Below are 16,439 nucleotides of genomic sequence, written 5' to 3' on the forward strand. Positions count from 1 at the left end.
CTGGTTTTCGCCGCTGTTTGCCGGCGAAAGATCGGGCCTTATTTGTACAGGCTGTTGATCCACGCCACGTTGGCAGCGTTCAGGCGCACCGCAGTGTTGGCGTTGGGGCTTTCGGCCACGTTCACGCCGGTGACGACGCGCTGCTTGGCGCCATTGTCATAGGCGTAGACCGAGCTGCCGCTCGACCCCGGATAGGTGTCGCAGTCGTACTGGAAATACTCCGCGCCGACGTTTTCGGCTTTCACTTCGCAGGTCGCCTTCCACATCGTTCCCATCGGCTTGTCGCCGGGGTAGCCAACGATGTTTGCGGTGAAATCGCCGAGGTTCTCATAGTTGGCATAACCCAGCCAGCCGAGATTGGTGCCGACATCCTGCTTCAGCGTGATGATGCCGAGGTCCCACGGAATGACCGAGCCGTAGTAACCCTGATAATTGTCGATGAAGCCCTGCAGGATATAGACGCTCTCGTAGCTGAAAGCGCCAAACGGTGCATCGTCGGCGGTGTTGCCGTTGAGCGACGGCACGAAGATGACGTCGTCGAGCCAAGCCTTGTCTTCATTGCTGTAGAGGCAATGCGCGGCGGTGAGCACCGTGCGCGGACCGATCAGGGTTCCCGAGCAGCTGCCATAACCGCTCTTGGCTTTGCCTTCGATATACCCGATCGCGGTGAACGGGTACGTCTTGGTGTTCTTGATCTGCTCGCGGTCGTCGGCCCCGAACACCTGGCGGCCGGCTTCGTCGCCGCCCGTCAGCCCGGTCTTGTTGGCCGCTGGTGCGTTAGCGGGCGCATTCAGTTCCTTGATGACAAGGTCCTTCAGCGTCTCGCCGGCATCGATCTTGATGTCCTTGCCATCGGCGGAACGTCCGACGATGCCATAGGATTTGACCGCCGTGCCCTCGTCGGTCAGCGGCGCTGCCCGGCTGGCTTCATCTTCGGTCAGTTTCGGCGGCGCGATCGGCTTTGCACGGCCGGGCTGGTAGTCGCCCGTTCCGAGATCGCGCATGCTTTCGCCATTGCCGGCATTCGCTGAGCCGGGATCGGCGGCGAAGGCAGGCATCGCCCACAGTGCGGTGGATAGCAGTGCGGACGCAATGATAGTGCTTGTCAGTTTCGTCATGGTGAGACTCTCCCAAAAGTCAGCAAGGAGTGGAGCAAAATACAGAAATATTGTCGAGATCGTGGTGGAGTTAAAAAATTAGTTTGGTTACCCGCCCGTATCGGATCATCGGTCCGGGCGGCCTCGTTAAAGCCCTCCGCCAAACGCACCCGCGTCGATATACTGCCTAAAATAATCCAACATTGGCAATGACAAATCGCTTCCACGTAGCCCGTGGGGGGCTATAGGGTTTGGGTGGGCTCTGCCCGATGGGGCACGATTAGCAAAAGTCGGATTTCGGTTTTATGACCGCGCGGATGTCGTTCGTTCTGGCAGAAGGCGATCGAGGTACCGGTATCGCTTCTGTTGGTTATGCGTCATGGCGGCATGGCTCGGCATTTTTCATCTCAGGAGGGTTTCAAGGTGAACATTATCCATCGGTTCAGGCCGCTTGCCGCTGCATCGCTGCTGGGCATCGCGGCCGCTTTCCCCGCTGTCGACGCGCTCTATGCAGCCGACGACGCCGCCAGGCCGGAAGCGGCGGTCTCGCCGATGCAGCGCGTCGCCGAATCCCGGGACAAGGCCAAGGCCGAGAATCCCGACGGGGCCGACCGCGTCTATGGCGGCAAGGAAGCCGACAAAGGGGCCTATCCGTTCCAGGTGGCGCTGCTGACCAGCGCCCGGCTGGACCCCAGCCCGGCCTCGCAGCCGAACGCGCAATTCTGCGGCGGCAGCCTGATTGCTCCGCAATGGGTGCTGACGGCGGCGCACTGCCTCAACGACAAGGGCCGGCCGATTTCGCCCGACACGGTGACCGTGCTGACCGGCGCCACCGATCTTACCGAAGGCAAGCGCTACAAGGTGGTCGAGGTCATCGTCAACGAGGGCTACAGCGAACAGACGCTGGACAATGATCTCGGCCTGCTCCGGCTGGCGGAGCCCGCCGATGCGCCGGTCATCAAGATCACCAATGAGCCGACGCCAGACAGCGGCAAGACCACGGTCATCGGCTGGGGCAAGATGCAGGACGGCACCTTCCCGACCGCGCTGATGGTGGCCGATCTCGATCTCGAGCCGAGCGCTGCCTGCAACAGCGGCATCAAGTCGATCTATGCGCATGACCTGAAGGCGGCACTTGGCGATCTCTCCCACCGGATGCGTTATTCGGAAAAGGGCATCGATGCCGCCGCCAATGCGATCGCCGCCGATATGTCGGATCCGCTGACCAAGAACATGATCTGCGCCGGCACCGACAGCGGCGAACGCGACGCCTGCAACGGCGACAGCGGCGGTCCGCTGTTCATGACCGGCGCCAACGGTCCGGTCCAGGTCGGCGTCGTCTCCTGGGGCGAAGGTCCGTCCGACGGCACCGCCGCTTGCGGCCACAAGAATGCCTATGGCATCTACACGCGATTGGCCAACTATACGGGTTGGATCGAAGCCAAGATGAAGACCCCGGCTCCGGCAGCCGCGGCGGCGCCCAAGGCCGGTCTCGGCACGGCCAAGAAGCCCTGAACGGGCCCGAAGCTTGATAAACGCAAAACGGCGGGATCTTTCCCGCCGTTTTGTTGTCCGGTGCCGGCTGTTCCGCTTACTTCCGCGGCGGGCCTTTGCGCTCGGCCGACGCCGCCCACAGATTGATGTCGGACTCGCGTGCGTAAGTGTCGATTTCGGCGAGCTCGGCATCGCTGAACTCGAGCACCTTGAGCGCGCCGACGCAGTCCTCGACCTGTTCGGGCCGGCTGGCGCCGATCAGCGCCGAGGTGACCCGGCCCTTGCGCAGCACCCAGGCCAGCGCCATCTGCGCCAGCGTCTGGCCACGCTTGCCGGCGATCGCGTTCAGCGCCTGGATGTTAGCGATGGTCTTTTCGTTGATGAAGGCGGGCCGCAGCGACTTGCCTTGGCTGGCGCGGCTACCCTCGGGGATGCCGCCGAGATATTTGTCGGTCAGCATGCCTTGCGCCAGCGGCGAGAACACGATCGATCCGACACCGAGCCCTTCCAGCGTATCGAGCAGCCCGTCCTCTTCGACCCAGCGGTTGAGCATCGAATAGCTCGGCTGATGGATGATGCAGGGCGTACCGAGCTGCTTCAATATGTCGGCCGCCTCGCGCGTGCGCTGCGAATTGTAGGACGAGATGCCGGCATAGAGCGCCTTGCCAGAACGCACCGCATGGTCGAGCGCGCCCATCGTTTCCTCAAGCGGCGTATCCGGATCGAAGCGGTGCGAATAGAAGATGTCGACATAGTCGAGCCCCATCCGCTTCAGGCTCTGGTCGAGGCTCGCCAGCACATATTTGCGGCTGCCCCATTCGCCGTAAGGCCCTGCCCACATCTCATAGCCGGCCTTGGTCGAGATGATCAGCTCGTCGCGATAGCTGGCGAAGTCGGTGCGCAATATCTCGCCGAAGGCGATCTCGGCCGAGCCCGGCGGCGGACCGTAATTGTTGGCGAGATCGAAATGGGTGATGCCGAGATCGAAGGCCTTGCGCGCGATCGCCTGCTTGGTCTTGTGCGGCGTGTCGTTGCCGAAATTGTGCCACAGGCCGAGCGAGATCGCCGGCAGTTTCAGGCCGGATCGCCCACATCTGTTGTAGAGCATTTTCTCATAGCGGTGTTCAGCCGGCTGCCAGCGCATGGGTACAGATCCTGGATTGTATGGGTGTCGGCGCGAGCGCGCCGACACCCTTCTACCTCATTTCTGCTTCGCCAACAGTTCTTTTGCGTCCTTGACGCCGAGTGCAGCCGGCCGCTCGCAGCTGGTCTGCATGGCGACGAACTTGCCGGTCTCGCCCGACCGCAACAGGCCGGTCATGACGTCGACGGCATGCAGCGCGAGCTCCATCGAGCAACGATGCGGCCGGCCCTCGGCGATCGCCAGCGCCATGTCGGCAAGGCCTGCGGTGCGGTAGTTGGCCATCATGCCCTGGCCGTGCATTTCGTTGGGCACGCCGAACGGATGCTGCCATTTCGGCAGTTTCTTCACCGGTTTTGCCGCCTTGGTTATGCGCACGTCGCCACCGAAGAAATTCGGATCCGGCACGAACACCGTGCCCGTCTCACCATAGAGTTCCATCGGCGCGTGACCATGCGCCCAGACGTCCCAGCTGGTGTTGAGCGTGATCACGGCGCCGTTCTCGAACTCCAGCAGGCCGTGGATCGTTGTCGGCGTGTTGACCGGGATTTTCTCGCCCGCGCGCGGTTTCGACGAGATCGTGCGCTCCTTGGCAGGCGTTGTCGCGAAGGCCGCCACCTGCTTCACCGGCCCGATCAGCTGGATCAGGTTGGTGATGTAGTAGGGCCCGATGTCGAGCACCGGCCCGGCGCCGGGCTGGAAGAAGAAATCGGGATTGGGGTGCCAGTGCTCCATGCCGTGGCCCATCACATGACAGGTGCCGCTGGTGATCTTGCCGAGCGCGCCGGTGTCGATGAGGTTGCGCACCAGCTGGTGCGCGCCGCCCAGGAACGTGTCCGGGGCCGAGCCGATGCGCAGCCCTTTCTTCTCGGCCCGGCTCTTGAGGTCGAGGCCTTCCTTGACCGACAGCACGAACGGCTTTTCCGAATAGACGTGCTTGCCGGCATCGAGGATCTGCTTCGACACCCCGTAGTGCACCGCCGGGATGGTGAGGTTGACGATGATGTCGATCTCGTCATCCTTGAGCAGTTCTTCGACGGTCTCGGCGCGCAGCTTGAACTCCTTCGCCCGTGCCTTGGCCGCGTCCATGTTGATGTCGGCGCAGGCGCGCATCTCGATGCCGCGAAACAGAGGCGCCAGCGAGAAATACGCTTTCGAGATGTTGCCGCAGCCGATGACGCCGATACCCAGTTTCTTTGCCATGATGATTGTTCCTAGTAAGCCTTGACGGATGCGAGCGAGCGGCTGGCGAAGCGCTCGATGTCGTTGGGGTTGTCCTGTTCCATGACGTAATATTTGGCCGCGCTCTTCGCCTGAAGTGTCTTGATCAGGCCGGCCCAGTCGATGGTGCCGTGGCCGACATCCGCCCAGCCGTCCTCGTCAAGGCCTTCGCCTGACTTGGCCATGTCCTTGACATGGACGGCGCTGATGCGCTTGCCGTGCTTTTCGATCCACGGCAGCGGATCAACGCCGCCGCGGATTACCCAGGCGACGTCCATCTCCCAGCCGATGTCGGGCGCAGCCGACAGGATGTGATCCTGCGGCACCGAGCCGTCGGCGAGTGTCTTGAACTCGAAATCATGGTTGTGCCAGGCAAAGCCGTAGCCGGCTTTTTTTGCGGTCTCGCCGACCTTGGCCAGACGCTCGCCAAAGCCGCGCCAGCCGGCAGCGTCGGCCGGCCGCTGCTCGGCCAGCAGATAGGGACAGATGACGAGCGTGATGCCGAGTGCGTCGGCTGTTTTGCGTACGCCGTCGAAATCATTCTCCAGCGCATCGATCGAGAAATGTCCGGTCGGCATCGAAAGCCCGTTCTTGTCGAGTTCGGCGCGGAACGCCTTGGGGTCGTCATAGACGCCGCCGAAACCTTCGACTTCCTTGTAGCCGAGCTTACCAAGCATTTTCAGGATGCCGTCCCACGGCTGGAAATTGCGGGCGCTGTAGAGTTGGAATGACCAGTTCATCGTCTCTGTCCGTTTCTTGGGTGGTTAAGGCTTGGGGATGTTTTCGGGGGATCGTTTCGGTCGTTCTTGGGAGGATGGTTTGCGGATGATTCTAGAGGGTCACAGGCGATTGCCGGTCGCAGCGTCGAACAGCGAGGCGCGCGCCGGATCGAAACCGAACTGGATCGGATCGCCGCTGCGCAGCGTCCGTTCCGCTTCGACGCGGAAGGAGAAGTTGCGGCCGGCAAGCTTGGTCCACACCAGCGTGTCGGAACCCATCGGCTCAACGATCTCGACCGAACCGCCGGCGGAAAACGGCATCGACTTTGCAGCGTCACCGAAAGCGATGTGTTCAGGCCGGATGCCCAGCACGCAAGCGCCGGCCGGGCGCTCCGTGCCGTCAAAGGTATAGCGGTCGAGCGGCACCGAAACACCGTCGGTCCTGAACGCCGGAGCAGCACCGGCTTCCAGCTCCCCTTCGAGGAAATTCATCGCCGGCGAGCCGAGGAAGCCCGCGACAAAACGGTTGACCGGCCGGTTGTAGATCGTCTGCGGCGCGTCGAGCTGCTGGATGACGCCGCCGCGCATGACCGCGATACGGTCGGCCAGCGTCATCGCCTCGATCTGGTCGTGGGTGACGTAGATCATGGTGTTCTGCAGCTTGCGATGCAGAAGCTTGATTTCGACGCGCAGTTCCGAGCGCAGCTTGGCGTCGAGATTGGATAGTGGCTCGTCGAACAGGAAGACATCGACGTCGCGCACCAGCGCCCGCCCGATCGCCACGCGCTGGCGTTGGCCGCCGGACAAGGCCGCGGGCTTGCGCTGCAAAAGCGGCTCGATCTGCAGGATCTCGGCGGCGCGTGCGATGCGCTTGGCGATCTCATCCCTGGGCACGCCGGCAACGCGCAGGCCGAACGACAGGTTCTTCTCCACCGTCATTTGCGGATAAAGCGCATAGGACTGGAACACCATGCCGATGCCGCGATCCTTGGGCTCTTCCCAGGTGACGTTCTTGCCCTTGATGAAGATGCGGCCTTCGGAAATATCGAGCAGCCCGGCGATGCAGTTGAGCAAGGTCGACTTGCCGCAGCCCGAGGGACCGAGCAGCACGATGAACTCGCCCTCTGCGACCTCGAGATTGAGGGTCTGCAGCACCGATACAGAGCCGAAATTCAGGGACAGGTCCTGGATCGAAACGCTGGTGCCGTTGGCTGCCGTCATCGCCATCACCCTTTCACCGCACCGGCGGCGATGCCGCGCACGAAAAGCTTGCCGGAAATGAAGTAGACGATGAGCGGCACGAGCCCGGTCAGGATGGTGGCGGCCATGTTGACGTTGTACTCCTTCACGCCTTGCACCGAATTGACGATGTTGTTGAGCTGCACCGTCATCGGATAGGTGTCGGGGCGGGTGTAGACGACGCCGAACAGGAAGTCGTTCCAGATGCCGGTCACCTGCAGGATGATGGCGACGACGAAGATCGGCAGCGACATCGGCGCCATGATCCGCAGGAAGATGCCCCAGAAGCCGGCGCCGTCGACCCGTGCCGCCCTGAACAGCTCTTCCGGCATCGAGGCAAAATAGTTGCGGAACAAAAGCGTGAGGATCGGCATGCCGAAGATGGAATGGACGATCACCAGGCCGCTGAGGCTGCCGTAGAGTCCGATCTCGCGCAGGATGATGACGATCGGATAGATCATCACCTGATAGGGGATGAAGGCGCCGACGATCAGGATGACGAAGAATGTGTCGGCGCCCTTGAAGCGCCAGTTGGCGAGCGCATAGCCGTTCACCGAGGCGATCGCGATCGACAGCAGCACCGACGGCACGGTGATGCGCACCGAATTCCAGAAGCCGCGCGAAAGCCCGTCGCAATTGAGGCCGGTGCAGGCGGTCGCCCACGCCTTCACCCACGGTTCGAACGTGATTTCGAGCGGCGGCGAGAAGATATTGCCCATCCGTATCTCGGGCATGCCCTTAAGCGAGGTGACCACCATCACATAGAGCGGCAGCAGATAGTAGACTGCCACCACGATCAGCGTGCCATAGAGGAAGATGTTGCGGCGCGAGAAGACATGCCGCGGCTTCGGCCCGCGCGGCCCCGAGGCTTCGCGCTCGGCGGCACCCGCGCTGGCGGGCAAAGGGACGGCCGGGTCAGCCACGCTTCCTGCCTCCGAATTCAAGGTAGGCCCACGGCACGACGACGATCACCACCGAGAGCAGCATCATGGTCGAGGCGGCAAAGCCCTGGCCAAGATTCTGTGCGAAGAACATGTAGTCGTAGACATATTTGGCCGGCACTTCGGAGGCGATTCCGGGGCCGCCGCTGGTCTGGGCGACAACGAGGTCGTAGACCTTGACGATGCCCGACGCGATGATGACCAGCGTGGTGATGAAAACCGGCCGCATCATCGGGATGACGATGAACAGATAGGTCTTCCACATCGGGATCCCGTCTACCCGCGCCGCCTTCCAGATGTCCTCGTCGATGCCGCGCAGGCCGGCCAGCATCAAGCACATGATGAGCCCGGTGCCTTGCCACAGCGCCGCAATCGAAATGCCGTAGATGACGATGCTGGAATTGTAGAGCGGGTCGAAGTTGAAGCTCGTCCAGCCGAGGTCCCGCACCACATGCTGGATGCCGAAATCCGGATTGAGCAGCCACTGCCAGACCAGGCCGGTGACGATGAAGGAAAGCGCGAACGGATAGAGGAAGATGGTGCGGAACGTGTCCTCGAAACGGATCTTCTGGTCGAGAAGCGCTGCAAGCAGGAAGCCGATGACCAGTGAGAACACCAGCGAGATCGCGCCGTAGATCAAAAGGTTCTCGATCGAGATCAGCCAGCGCGGCGTCGCCCACAGCCGGTAATACTGGTCGAGCCCGGCGAAATTCAGCCGTGGCAGCAGCTTCGAATTGGTAAAGGAATAGAACACCGTCCAGACGGTGCCGCCGACGAAAACCACCGACGCGGTGAGGATCATCGGGATCGAGGCGACCTTCGCATTGATGTTGCGGAACAGCGGGTTGGGGCGTTCGCTCTTGCTCATCTCGTCAGCCGGCTGGGTAAGGGCGGTGCGATCCCGGCCCTGCTTTCGCAAGGCCGGGAGCGAGGTGTATTGCCTCCAACGTCAGTCTGCCGAAGCGATGAGGTCGGCGAAGCGCTTCTGCGCGTCTTCGATGGTCAGGTCCGGCTTGGCGAAGAATTCGGCGAAGAGATCTTCCTTCTGCTTCTGGGTATCCTGCGAAAGCAGTTGGTCCGTCCACGGGATGACGGCGCCCTTGGCGAGGATGGCCAGACCCTTCTTCATGCAGTCGTTCGCCGCATTGAGATCGACGTCGCCACGCACCGGCAGCGAGCCCTTCTTGAGATTGAAGGCGACCTGAGTCTTAGGGTCGAGCAGCGTCTCTGCCAACACCTCCTGCGCCTTGGACTTGTCGGCATCCTTGAGCAGCGGGAAATAGAAGGCGTCGCCGCCGGTGGCGATCACTTCGTTCAGACCGAGGCCCGGCAAGCAGGCATAGTCCTTGCCGGCGACCTTGCCGGCAACCTGGAACTCGCCTTGCGCCCAGTCACCCATGATCTGGCCACCGGCCTTGCCGGTGATGACGAGATTGGTTGCCTGGTTCCAGTCCTGCACATTGGTGTTCTTCGCCATCTTGCGGGCATCGTCGGCGGCCTTGAAGACCTTGGCGATCTCGGGCCCGGCGGCGAACTTGGCATCCTTGTCCTTGTAGACCTTAAGGAACGCGTCGGTGCCGCCGACCGCCGCCAGCAGCACGTCGAAGGCGCCGGAAGATTGCCAGGCCTGTCCGCCGACAGCGAGCGGGATGATGCCCGCCTTTTCCAGGGCGGGCGCTGCCGCCACGAATTCATTCCAGTCCTTCGGCAGCGGCACGCCGGCCTTCTCGAAGGCTTCGTTCGACAGCCACAACCACTGCCAGGAGTGGATGTTGACCGGCACGCAATAGATCTTGCCGTCGATGGTGCAGCTGTCGAGCAGGCTCTTCGGCCGCACGATTTCCGTCCACTTGCCCTTGGTGGCCACATCGGTGAGGTCGCGCATCAAGCCGGCCTGCACCAGTTCTTCGGCCTGCCGGCCGTGATTGAACTGGGTGGCGCCCATCGGATCGCCGCCGGTGATGCGGCTGATCATGATCGGCCGTGCCGTGCCGCCGGATCCGGCAATGGCGCCGTCGACCCAATGATTGCCGGTCGCGTCAAAAGCCTTCGCGAATTCCGCAACCGCCGCCGCCTCGCCGCCCGATGTCCACCAATGGGTCACTTCCAGGTCGGTGGCGGCCGCCGGGCCGGCAAGCTGAAGCGCGGCCGTCGCGGCAAGGGCAGCGGTCAAAAGTCTATAGCGCATTTCGGTTCCTCCCAGAATCTGAAACGTTACAGATTTTCGATACGGCAATTATGCGGTGCGTGCAACCCCTGAGATAAACGCGCTCGAATGTTTTTTCGAGGCGCGAACAAATTCGTTGCGTGCGAACCGGCAAACTGCGCGCAAAACCGGGTGCTGCGCTGCAAAATCATGCTGCAGCGCAAGAAAACCGTCTCGAACCTGATTGTCGCGCAACGTTTCTGGCCGCCAAAACCCTGCCAAAACCATGGCTTGAGAGACCCACGCGCTGCGATGGTGGAAATCTGTAACGTTTCAGTATATTGAGGCCTGACGGCGAAGAACCGTGCCACATCGTCATCGAAGCGATTGTCGGCTGGTCCGGCGGCTGCTATGCGCCTGACGGGGCGGGACGAATGGACAGGGACCAGACGGAGAAGGACGACGAGGCGTCGGCGCATGAGCGGCCGACGCTGAAAACGCTTGCCTTCATGACCGGGCTCGGCGTCACCACCGTCTCGCGCGCGCTCAAGGATGCACCCGAGATCGGCGCCGAGACCAGGCGGCGGGTTCAACTCGTCGCCAGGCAGATCGGCTACCGGCCGAACCGCGCCGGCGTGCGCCTGCGGACTGGCAAGACCAATGTTATCAGCCTCGTGCTCAATACCGAGCGCGAGATCATGAGCTTTGTCTCGGACATCATCTACGGCGTCTCGGAGGTCATTGCCGACACACCCTATCACCTGATCGTCACGCCCTACTCGCGCTCGCAGGATCCGCTGGACCCGGTAAAGTATCTGGTCGAGTCCGGCTCGGCCGATGGCGTCATCATCTCACGCACGCAGCCCAACGATCCGCGCGCCCGCTACATGCTGGAGCGTGGCATACCCTTTGCCACGCATGGCCGCACCGATATGGGGCTTGTCCACCCCTATCACGACTTCGACAATTACGCCTTCGCCGCCGAAGCGGTGCGCCATCTGGCCAGCGTCGGCCGGCGCCGGCTGGCGCTGGTAGCGCCGCCGGTCGGGCTCACCTATTACGACCACACGGTCAATGGCTTTGCCGACGCACTGAGCGAGGTCGACGCCAGCGAAGTGCCGTTCAACGCTGTTTCGATCGACCAGTCGATCGATCAGATCAGGACGCGGACCGCGCAGTTGATGCGCCGCGACGTCAGGCCGGACGGTTTCGTCAGCAGCGCCGCCGCAGCAACGCTGGCCATCGTCGCCGGCATCGAGGATGCCGGCCTGAAACTCGGCCGCGACGTCGATGTCGTGTCCAAGCAATCGTCGGAACTGCTGCATCTGTTCCGCCGGGAGTTGCTGATCGTCAACGAAGACTTCCGCCTCGCCGGCACCGAGCTTGCCCGCGCCGTGCTGGGCTGGATAGGCGGCGCGGCACCTGGCTCTTTGCAGACTGTGGTCAAGCCAGGCGACGTCGTCGCGTATCAGGGCTGACTGGCACGACCTGAGAGGCCGCCTCACCTGACCCTAGCCGGCAGCGCCGCTGCCCCATGGGCCATGGAAAGCCCCCTGCTCGCCGATGCGCTCGAAACCATGCGCGCCGAAGAAATCGCGCTGCGCCTGGATCAGGTTCGAGGTGCCGCGGCCCTGGCGGTAGCTGTCGAAATAGGCAAGCGCCGACGCCAGCGCCGGCACGGGCGAACCGGCCTCCGACGCTCTTGCGACGATGCGCCGGAGCGACGGATGCGCCTCCTGCATCATGGTGGTGAAAGCCGGCGCCATCAAAAGGTTGGTGGACGCGCCGCCCGAGCCGAAGGCTTCCGCCATGGTGTCGAGCATCTGCGAGCGGATGATACAGCCGGCACGCCAGATCTTGGCGATGGTCGGCATCGGCAAGTTCCAGTTGAACTCCTTCGAGGCGGCGCTCATCACCGCGAAACCTTGTGCATAGGCGGCGATCTTGCCGGCGAGCAGCGCCAGCTCCAGGTCTTTCAGAAGTGCCGCCTTGTCGCCGGAGATCTTGATGACGCCGATATTGCCATAGGCTTTTTCGGCCGCCTGCCGCTCATCCTTGATCGACGACAGCACGCGGGCCGCCACCGCCGCCTCGATGGCCGTCGCCGGAATGCCGAGCTGCTGCGCCTCGATGACAGACCATTTGCCGGTGCCCTTCTGGCCGGCACGGTCGAGGATGATGTCGACCACCGGCTTGCCGGTCTTTGCATCGTCGGCGGCCAGCACCTTGGCGGTGATCTCGATCAGATACGAATCGAGCCGGCCCTTGTTCCAGTCCTCGAAGACCTTGCCGATCTCCTTCGGCCCCATGCCGAGACCGTCACGCAGGATGCCGTAGATCTCGGCGATCATCTGCATGTCGGCATATTCGATGCCGTTGTGGATGGTTTTCACGAAATGCCCGGCGCCGTCTGTGCCAAGCCAGGCAGCGCACGGTTCATCCTTGAACTTAGCCGAGATCGCGGTCAGCACGCGTTCGACGCGCTTCCAGGAGTCTTCGGTGCCGCCGACCATGATCGACGGTCCATGGCGCGCGCCTTCCTCGCCGCCGGATACGCCCATGCCTATGAAGGTGAGACCTGAGCCCGACAGTTCCGAAAAGCGCCGCATCGTATCGCGGAAATTGGCGTTGCCGGCATCGATGACGATATCGTTGTCAGACAACACGCCGCGCAGCGCTTCGATCTGTTCGTCGACCGGCTTGCCGGCCAGCACCATGATGATGACCGGGCGCGGCGGCTTGATCGCAGCTGCCAGTTCCTCCAGGCTGTAGCAGGGCACCACCATGTCCCTGAGCGAACCGGCGCCTTCGAGGAAGGCATCGGTGCGCGCCTTGGTGCGGTTGAAGACGGCGATGCGGTGCCCGTGCTCGGCAATGTTGAGCGCGAGGTTGGAGCCCATTGTGCCAAGGCCGATCAGGCCTATTTCGGCTTTTTCCATCGTTTCTTCCCTGCTTTCGGATTTTGTTGAGGCCGCGTTTTTCGGGATGCCCATTTTTCGGCGAGATGATTGACGGGCCTTTCGCGCCACGTCAACCGCCTCGCCGAATTGTGTTGCGTCTGCGTTGTGTCAGACCGAGTCAGGAAGGGTCAGTTGGTGACCAGGCGACGCCTTGCCGATCGAACATATGACGTTAGGTTGAACTTATGGCAGTCAAACGGATGGACAATGTCGGAATCGTCGTCGATGACCTCGACGAGACGATTGCCTTCTTTCGCGAGCTCGGCCTCGAACTGGAAGGGCGGGCGACGATCGAAGGCGAGTGGGCCGGACGTGTCACCGGGCTCGGCGATCAGCACGTCGAGATTGCCATGATGCGCACACCGGATGGCCATAGCCGGCTCGAGCTCTCCCGCTTCCTCACGCCGACGGTCGTCGCCGATCACCGCAACGCCCCGGTCAATGCCCTGGGCTACCTGCGCGTCATGTTTACCGTGGACGACATCGACGACACGCTTGAAAGGCTCCGCAAGCGTGGCGCGCAGCTGGCCGGTGAAGTCGTCCGTTACCAGGACGTGTATCGGCTCTGCTACATCCGCGGGCCGGAAGGGCATCTCATCGGGTTAGCCCAGGAACTCGGCTGAGCGCCCTTCGCAGGCGGGCTGAATATCACTCGGCGCGGATATCGATCGGCGCTTCGATCTTTACCACTTCGAAATCCGAAACCAGAATATCGAGCCGCGCCGTCCAGCGGCCTGGAATCGGAATGACGAGATTATCGACGCGCCAGGTGCCGTCGCCTGGCTTGGTCGCCGGACGCTTGATCGGCTCGATCCCCGAATCGGGCTTGGACAGCACCAGCGTCACTTCCTTGGCGTCGAGCGGGCCGAAATCGCCATCCATGATGACGATGGAGGCGGTGACCTCCCCGGTATGGCCGGGCGTGATGTCGATGTCGGCCATCGCCTTCATAGTGTGGATATGGGTCGACGTCGGTTGTGCCGCGGCGATTGCCAGGGCCCGTGGCGGCGGCGTGAAGCGCCAGCCGGCGGCAACGCCGAAGATCAGGAGCACGATCAGCATTTCGACTGAGATCGAGCGGCTAAGCCGTCGCCGCACTTCCGTCGCTCCGGCCTCGGCCAAGGCGGTGAGCCGCCATCGATTGACCGCCGCCAGCGTGAACAGAAACACCAGCAGCGCCAGCTTGATCAGCAGCAGCCGGCCATAGGCGGTGTTGACCAGTGCCGCCGGTGTCTGCACCTGGATGATGGCGAGCACCACACCGGCGGCGGCAAGCACTACCACCACGGGCATGATCGCGCGCGAAAACCGCCGCAGGAACGCCCCGGCTTCCACCGATTGGCTGCTCAACGCCAGGCCGAGCGGCAGCAGTGCTCCAGCCCAGAAAGCGATGCCGGCGCCATGCAGGAACACCATAGGCCGCGTCAGCCATTGCGGTTCGGCTGCACTGGCATGGCCGCTGGCGGCAAGGGCTGCACCCACACCGGCCAGCCCGGCGAGCGCCAACGGCCTGGCGCCAGCACGCGATCCGACCAACGACAGCAGGCCAAGCCCGAGCGCCGCCAGCGAAATCAGCACCGTCCAGCCGAAGCTGGTGCCAAGCGCCGTCCGCCAGACCACCGGTTGCGCCAGCCGGGCGAGTGGCGCGCCCAGCGCGTCCAGCCCCTGGAACCCGAGCGACAGGGGTGCTGCGACCAGCCCGCACAGGATGGCGGCAATGACGAAGCGCTGGCCTGAGCGCTGGCCTTGCGCCAGCCATGTCAGCGCGAAGGCGCCGCCAATGCCGAGGAAAAGCCCGATGTAGAGAAGAACCTTGCCGGTCCAGATCGCTGACCGCAAATCTATATCGACAGCTTCCCCCACCGCCGGCGCCGCACTTGGCGCGCCAACGGAAAACAGCACCGAGCCGCCGACCGGATGGCCATCGGCGGAAATCACCCGCCAGCTCAAGACATGGGTGCCCGGCCCGAGCTTTTGTGGATTGTCGATCTCAACCGTTTGGTCGCTCAACCGAAACGAGGTCAAAGCGACAGGCGTACCGTCGGGCCGCACCAAGGTCAGCACCAGCGGCGACACAGGCTCGCTGAAGGTCAGCGAAAATTGCGTCGGCGCTCGCTCCAGAACCGCGCCGTCGGCAGGCTCGGCCTTGATCAGCGCCGCATGGGCAAAGGCCTGGTTTGGCGTGGCAAGGACGGCAAGCAGCAGGATCGCGGCCAGCAGGCCGAAGCACCTGCCGGCTGTCCGTTCTATCCGCTGAAAACAGGCCACGTTCATGCCATCCACCAAAACAGTGGCGCGCCGCTTCGAAGCAGCGCGCCGCCAATGCATCATTTCTTCGGCAGCAGGTTGAGGCCGGGCGCCGGATCTTCCAGCGCATCCTCATCCTGACCAGCCGCCGGAATCTCTATCCAACGCGTGGTGGCCCCATCGCATTCCTGCACCACCGGAAAATAGAGTTTTTGCCCGGCCGGCAGATCGGCGGCCAACGTGCCGCGGAAGACGAACTCGTCATAAAATTCATCCGGCAGGCTGCCGCCGCTCCAGTCGACTTCCTTGACGCCCGAGGTCACCGCCTCGCCATAGAGCTGGTAGGATTTCTCGTACTTGCCTTTCTTGACCTGCAGCGTCCAGCCGGGCTTGGGCATCGGCTTCACCCCGATCACCCCTTCCGGGATCTGCACGCGCACGGCAATCGTCGCCTTGCCTTCGCAGCCATGCGGCACGCGCAGCACGGCCTTGTAGGTCGAACCGACCGGCGCTTCCTGGGTTTCGAGCGTGATATGGCCGAAGGCAGCGCTTGTCCCCAGGACAAGGAATGCAGCGGCCGGCAAAAGATACTTGTTCATGATGGTCCCTCTCGAAAAATCGGTTGGCAAATTGATTGGTCAGTCGTTGTCTTCGAGGGGTGGCGCGCTGCCTATGGCTTGCACGGCAAACTCGACGGTCACGGTTCCGGCCTTCTCGAAAGTCAGCGTGGCGGCAAACATCTGGCCTTCTTTAGGCGGCTGCTTCAAATCCATGAACATCACGTGGTAGGCGCCAGGACCCAGCGTGATCTTGCCGCCCGCCGGAATGTCCAGGGCGCCACTGACCGGGCGCATGGTCATGACGCCATCCTTCATCCCCATTTCATGCAGTTCGGCCTTCCCCGAAATGTCGGAGGAAATCGACAGCAGCCGGTCTGGTGCGCTGCCCTTGTTGACGATGGTGAAATAGCCGCCGGCAACCTTGGCGCCGGCTGGCGTGGCACGGGACCAGGGATGCTCGATCTCGATGTCACCGGCCTTGAACTCATGCGCAAGGACGGAATGGGCGCCGACGAACAACAGTGCAAAGGCAAAGAGGGCGCTGCCGAGACGCTGCTCGATAGTGGTGAAGATAGGGGTGCTGCGGCGCAACGCGCCGGCATGACGAAAACGGGACATGGGTAGGCTCCATGAATATGAGGTCGCGCCTTTGTCCGGCTGCGAACGAGTTTATC

The 16,439-nt window shown here is 62.8% G+C and carries 15 protein-coding genes; 3 read left to right on the forward strand and 12 right to left on the reverse strand.

Going from position 1 to position 16,439, the window contains the following annotated elements; all coding sequences use genetic code 11:
• Nucleotides 1–38 precede the first annotated feature (38 nt).
• Nucleotides 39–1,118, reverse strand: coding sequence for a trypsin-like serine peptidase (locus tag ACYG9Z_RS09645; RefSeq protein WP_023683035.1), 1,080 nt, complete (start codon nt 1,116–1,118; stop codon nt 39–41).
• Nucleotides 1,119–1,520: 402 nt separating this feature from the next.
• On the opposite strand from ACYG9Z_RS09645, the gene ACYG9Z_RS09650 reads away from it, so the two are divergent.
• Nucleotides 1,521–2,612, forward strand: coding sequence for a S1 family serine peptidase (locus tag ACYG9Z_RS09650; protein WP_023683034.1), 1,092 nt, complete (start codon nt 1,521–1,523; stop codon nt 2,610–2,612).
• Between the two features lie 76 nt (nt 2,613–2,688).
• On the opposite strand, the gene mgrA is transcribed toward ACYG9Z_RS09650, so the two are convergent.
• The 7 genes from mgrA to ACYG9Z_RS09685 form a co-directional block, all read right to left on the reverse strand.
• The gene (gene mgrA, locus ACYG9Z_RS09655; RefSeq protein WP_023683033.1) at nt 2,689–3,735 is read right to left on the reverse strand and encodes an L-glyceraldehyde 3-phosphate reductase; all 1,047 of its coding nucleotides are present in this window, start codon (nt 3,733–3,735) and stop codon (nt 2,689–2,691) included.
• A 57-nt stretch (nt 3,736–3,792) separates the two neighbouring features.
• Nucleotides 3,793–4,935, reverse strand: a complete 1,143-nt coding sequence (locus ACYG9Z_RS09660) for a Gfo/Idh/MocA family protein (protein ID WP_023683032.1) — start codon at nt 4,933–4,935, stop codon at nt 3,793–3,795.
• 11 nt (nt 4,936–4,946) lie between these two features.
• Entirely contained in the window at nt 4,947–5,693 is a 747-nt protein-coding gene (locus ACYG9Z_RS09665; protein WP_023683031.1) for a sugar phosphate isomerase/epimerase family protein, read from the reverse strand.
• A gap of 99 nt (nt 5,694–5,792) precedes the next feature.
• The gene (locus tag ACYG9Z_RS09670) at nt 5,793–6,893 is read right to left on the reverse strand and encodes an ABC transporter ATP-binding protein (protein ID WP_023686606.1); all 1,101 of its coding nucleotides are present in this window, start codon (nt 6,891–6,893) and stop codon (nt 5,793–5,795) included.
• Between the two features lie 5 nt (nt 6,894–6,898).
• A complete protein-coding gene (locus ACYG9Z_RS09675) occupies nt 6,899–7,834 on the reverse strand; it encodes a carbohydrate ABC transporter permease (protein ID WP_023669802.1) in 936 nt (311 codons plus the stop codon).
• Nucleotides 7,827–8,720 carry a carbohydrate ABC transporter permease gene (locus ACYG9Z_RS09680; protein ID WP_023683029.1) on the reverse strand — a complete coding sequence of 298 codons (894 nt, stop codon included), beginning with the start codon at nt 8,718–8,720 and terminating at the stop codon, nt 7,827–7,829. The genes ACYG9Z_RS09675 and ACYG9Z_RS09680 overlap by 8 nt, the downstream gene beginning before the upstream one ends.
• Before the next feature lie 81 nt (nt 8,721–8,801).
• Entirely contained in the window at nt 8,802–10,040 is a 1,239-nt protein-coding gene (locus tag ACYG9Z_RS09685) for an ABC transporter substrate-binding protein (protein ID WP_023683028.1), read from the reverse strand.
• A gap of 392 nt (nt 10,041–10,432) precedes the next feature.
• Here ACYG9Z_RS09685 and ACYG9Z_RS09690 point away from each other — a divergent pair, with 392 nt between their 5' ends.
• The gene (locus tag ACYG9Z_RS09690) at nt 10,433–11,476 is read left to right on the forward strand and encodes a LacI family transcriptional regulator (protein WP_023683027.1); all 1,044 of its coding nucleotides are present in this window, start codon (nt 10,433–10,435) and stop codon (nt 11,474–11,476) included.
• Between the two features lie 33 nt (nt 11,477–11,509).
• Here ACYG9Z_RS09690 and gndA read toward each other — a convergent pair whose 3' ends face one another.
• A complete protein-coding gene (gene gndA / locus ACYG9Z_RS09695) occupies nt 11,510–12,937 on the reverse strand; it encodes an NADP-dependent phosphogluconate dehydrogenase (protein ID WP_023692001.1) in 1,428 nt (475 codons plus the stop codon).
• Between the two features lie 206 nt (nt 12,938–13,143).
• Here gndA and ACYG9Z_RS09700 point away from each other — a divergent pair, with 206 nt between their 5' ends.
• Nucleotides 13,144–13,581, forward strand: a complete 438-nt coding sequence (locus ACYG9Z_RS09700; RefSeq protein WP_023692002.1) for a VOC family protein — start codon at nt 13,144–13,146, stop codon at nt 13,579–13,581.
• Nucleotides 13,582–13,606: 25 nt separating this feature from the next.
• On the opposite strand, the gene ACYG9Z_RS09705 is transcribed toward ACYG9Z_RS09700, so the two are convergent.
• The 3 genes from ACYG9Z_RS09705 to ACYG9Z_RS09715 are packed head-to-tail and all read right to left on the reverse strand — an operon-like array spanning nt 13,607 to nt 16,383.
• Complete coding sequence (locus tag ACYG9Z_RS09705) at nt 13,607–15,232, reverse strand: copper resistance CopC/CopD family protein (protein WP_023686611.1); 1,626 nt, start codon at nt 15,230–15,232, stop codon at nt 13,607–13,609.
• A gap of 53 nt (nt 15,233–15,285) precedes the next feature.
• The gene (locus ACYG9Z_RS09710; protein ID WP_023683022.1) at nt 15,286–15,804 is read right to left on the reverse strand and encodes a YcnI family copper-binding membrane protein; all 519 of its coding nucleotides are present in this window, start codon (nt 15,802–15,804) and stop codon (nt 15,286–15,288) included.
• 39 nt (nt 15,805–15,843) lie between these two features.
• Nucleotides 15,844–16,383 carry a copper chaperone PCu(A)C gene (locus tag ACYG9Z_RS09715; protein ID WP_023712310.1) on the reverse strand — a complete coding sequence of 180 codons (540 nt, stop codon included), beginning with the start codon at nt 16,381–16,383 and terminating at the stop codon, nt 15,844–15,846.
• Between the last annotated feature and the right edge of the window lie 56 nt (nt 16,384–16,439).

It is taken from the genome of Mesorhizobium sp. RSR380A, from assembly GCF_054719385.1.

What these genes read in the sequence shown, in the direction of transcription:
- ACYG9Z_RS09645 (WP_023683035.1), bottom strand. Translation starts at nt 1,118, where the DNA reads ATGACGAAACTGACAAGCACTATCATTGCGTCCGCACTGCTATCCACC.
- mgrA (WP_023683033.1), bottom strand. Translation starts at nt 3,735, where the DNA reads ATGCGCTGGCAGCCGGCTGAACACCGCTATGAGAAAATGCTCTACAAC.
- ACYG9Z_RS09660 (WP_023683032.1), bottom strand. Translation starts at nt 4,935, where the DNA reads ATGGCAAAGAAACTGGGTATCGGCGTCATCGGCTGCGGCAACATCTCG.
- ACYG9Z_RS09665 (WP_023683031.1), bottom strand. Translation starts at nt 5,693, where the DNA reads ATGAACTGGTCATTCCAACTCTACAGCGCCCGCAATTTCCAGCCGTGG.
- ACYG9Z_RS09670 (WP_023686606.1), bottom strand. Translation starts at nt 6,893, where the DNA reads ATGACGGCAGCCAACGGCACCAGCGTTTCGATCCAGGACCTGTCCCTG.
- ACYG9Z_RS09680 (WP_023683029.1), bottom strand. Translation starts at nt 8,720, where the DNA reads ATGAGCAAGAGCGAACGCCCCAACCCGCTGTTCCGCAACATCAATGCG.
- ACYG9Z_RS09685 (WP_023683028.1), bottom strand. Translation starts at nt 10,040, where the DNA reads ATGCGCTATAGACTTTTGACCGCTGCCCTTGCCGCGACGGCCGCGCTT.
- ACYG9Z_RS09690 (WP_023683027.1), top strand. Translation starts at nt 10,433, where the DNA reads ATGGACAGGGACCAGACGGAGAAGGACGACGAGGCGTCGGCGCATGAG.
- gndA (WP_023692001.1), bottom strand. Translation starts at nt 12,937, where the DNA reads ATGGAAAAAGCCGAAATAGGCCTGATCGGCCTTGGCACAATGGGCTCC.
- ACYG9Z_RS09700 (WP_023692002.1), top strand. Translation starts at nt 13,144, where the DNA reads ATGGCAGTCAAACGGATGGACAATGTCGGAATCGTCGTCGATGACCTC.
- ACYG9Z_RS09705 (WP_023686611.1), bottom strand. Translation starts at nt 15,232, where the DNA reads ATGAACGTGGCCTGTTTTCAGCGGATAGAACGGACAGCCGGCAGGTGC.
- ACYG9Z_RS09710 (WP_023683022.1), bottom strand. Translation starts at nt 15,804, where the DNA reads ATGAACAAGTATCTTTTGCCGGCCGCTGCATTCCTTGTCCTGGGGACA.
- ACYG9Z_RS09715 (WP_023712310.1), bottom strand. Translation starts at nt 16,383, where the DNA reads ATGTCCCGTTTTCGTCATGCCGGCGCGTTGCGCCGCAGCACCCCTATC.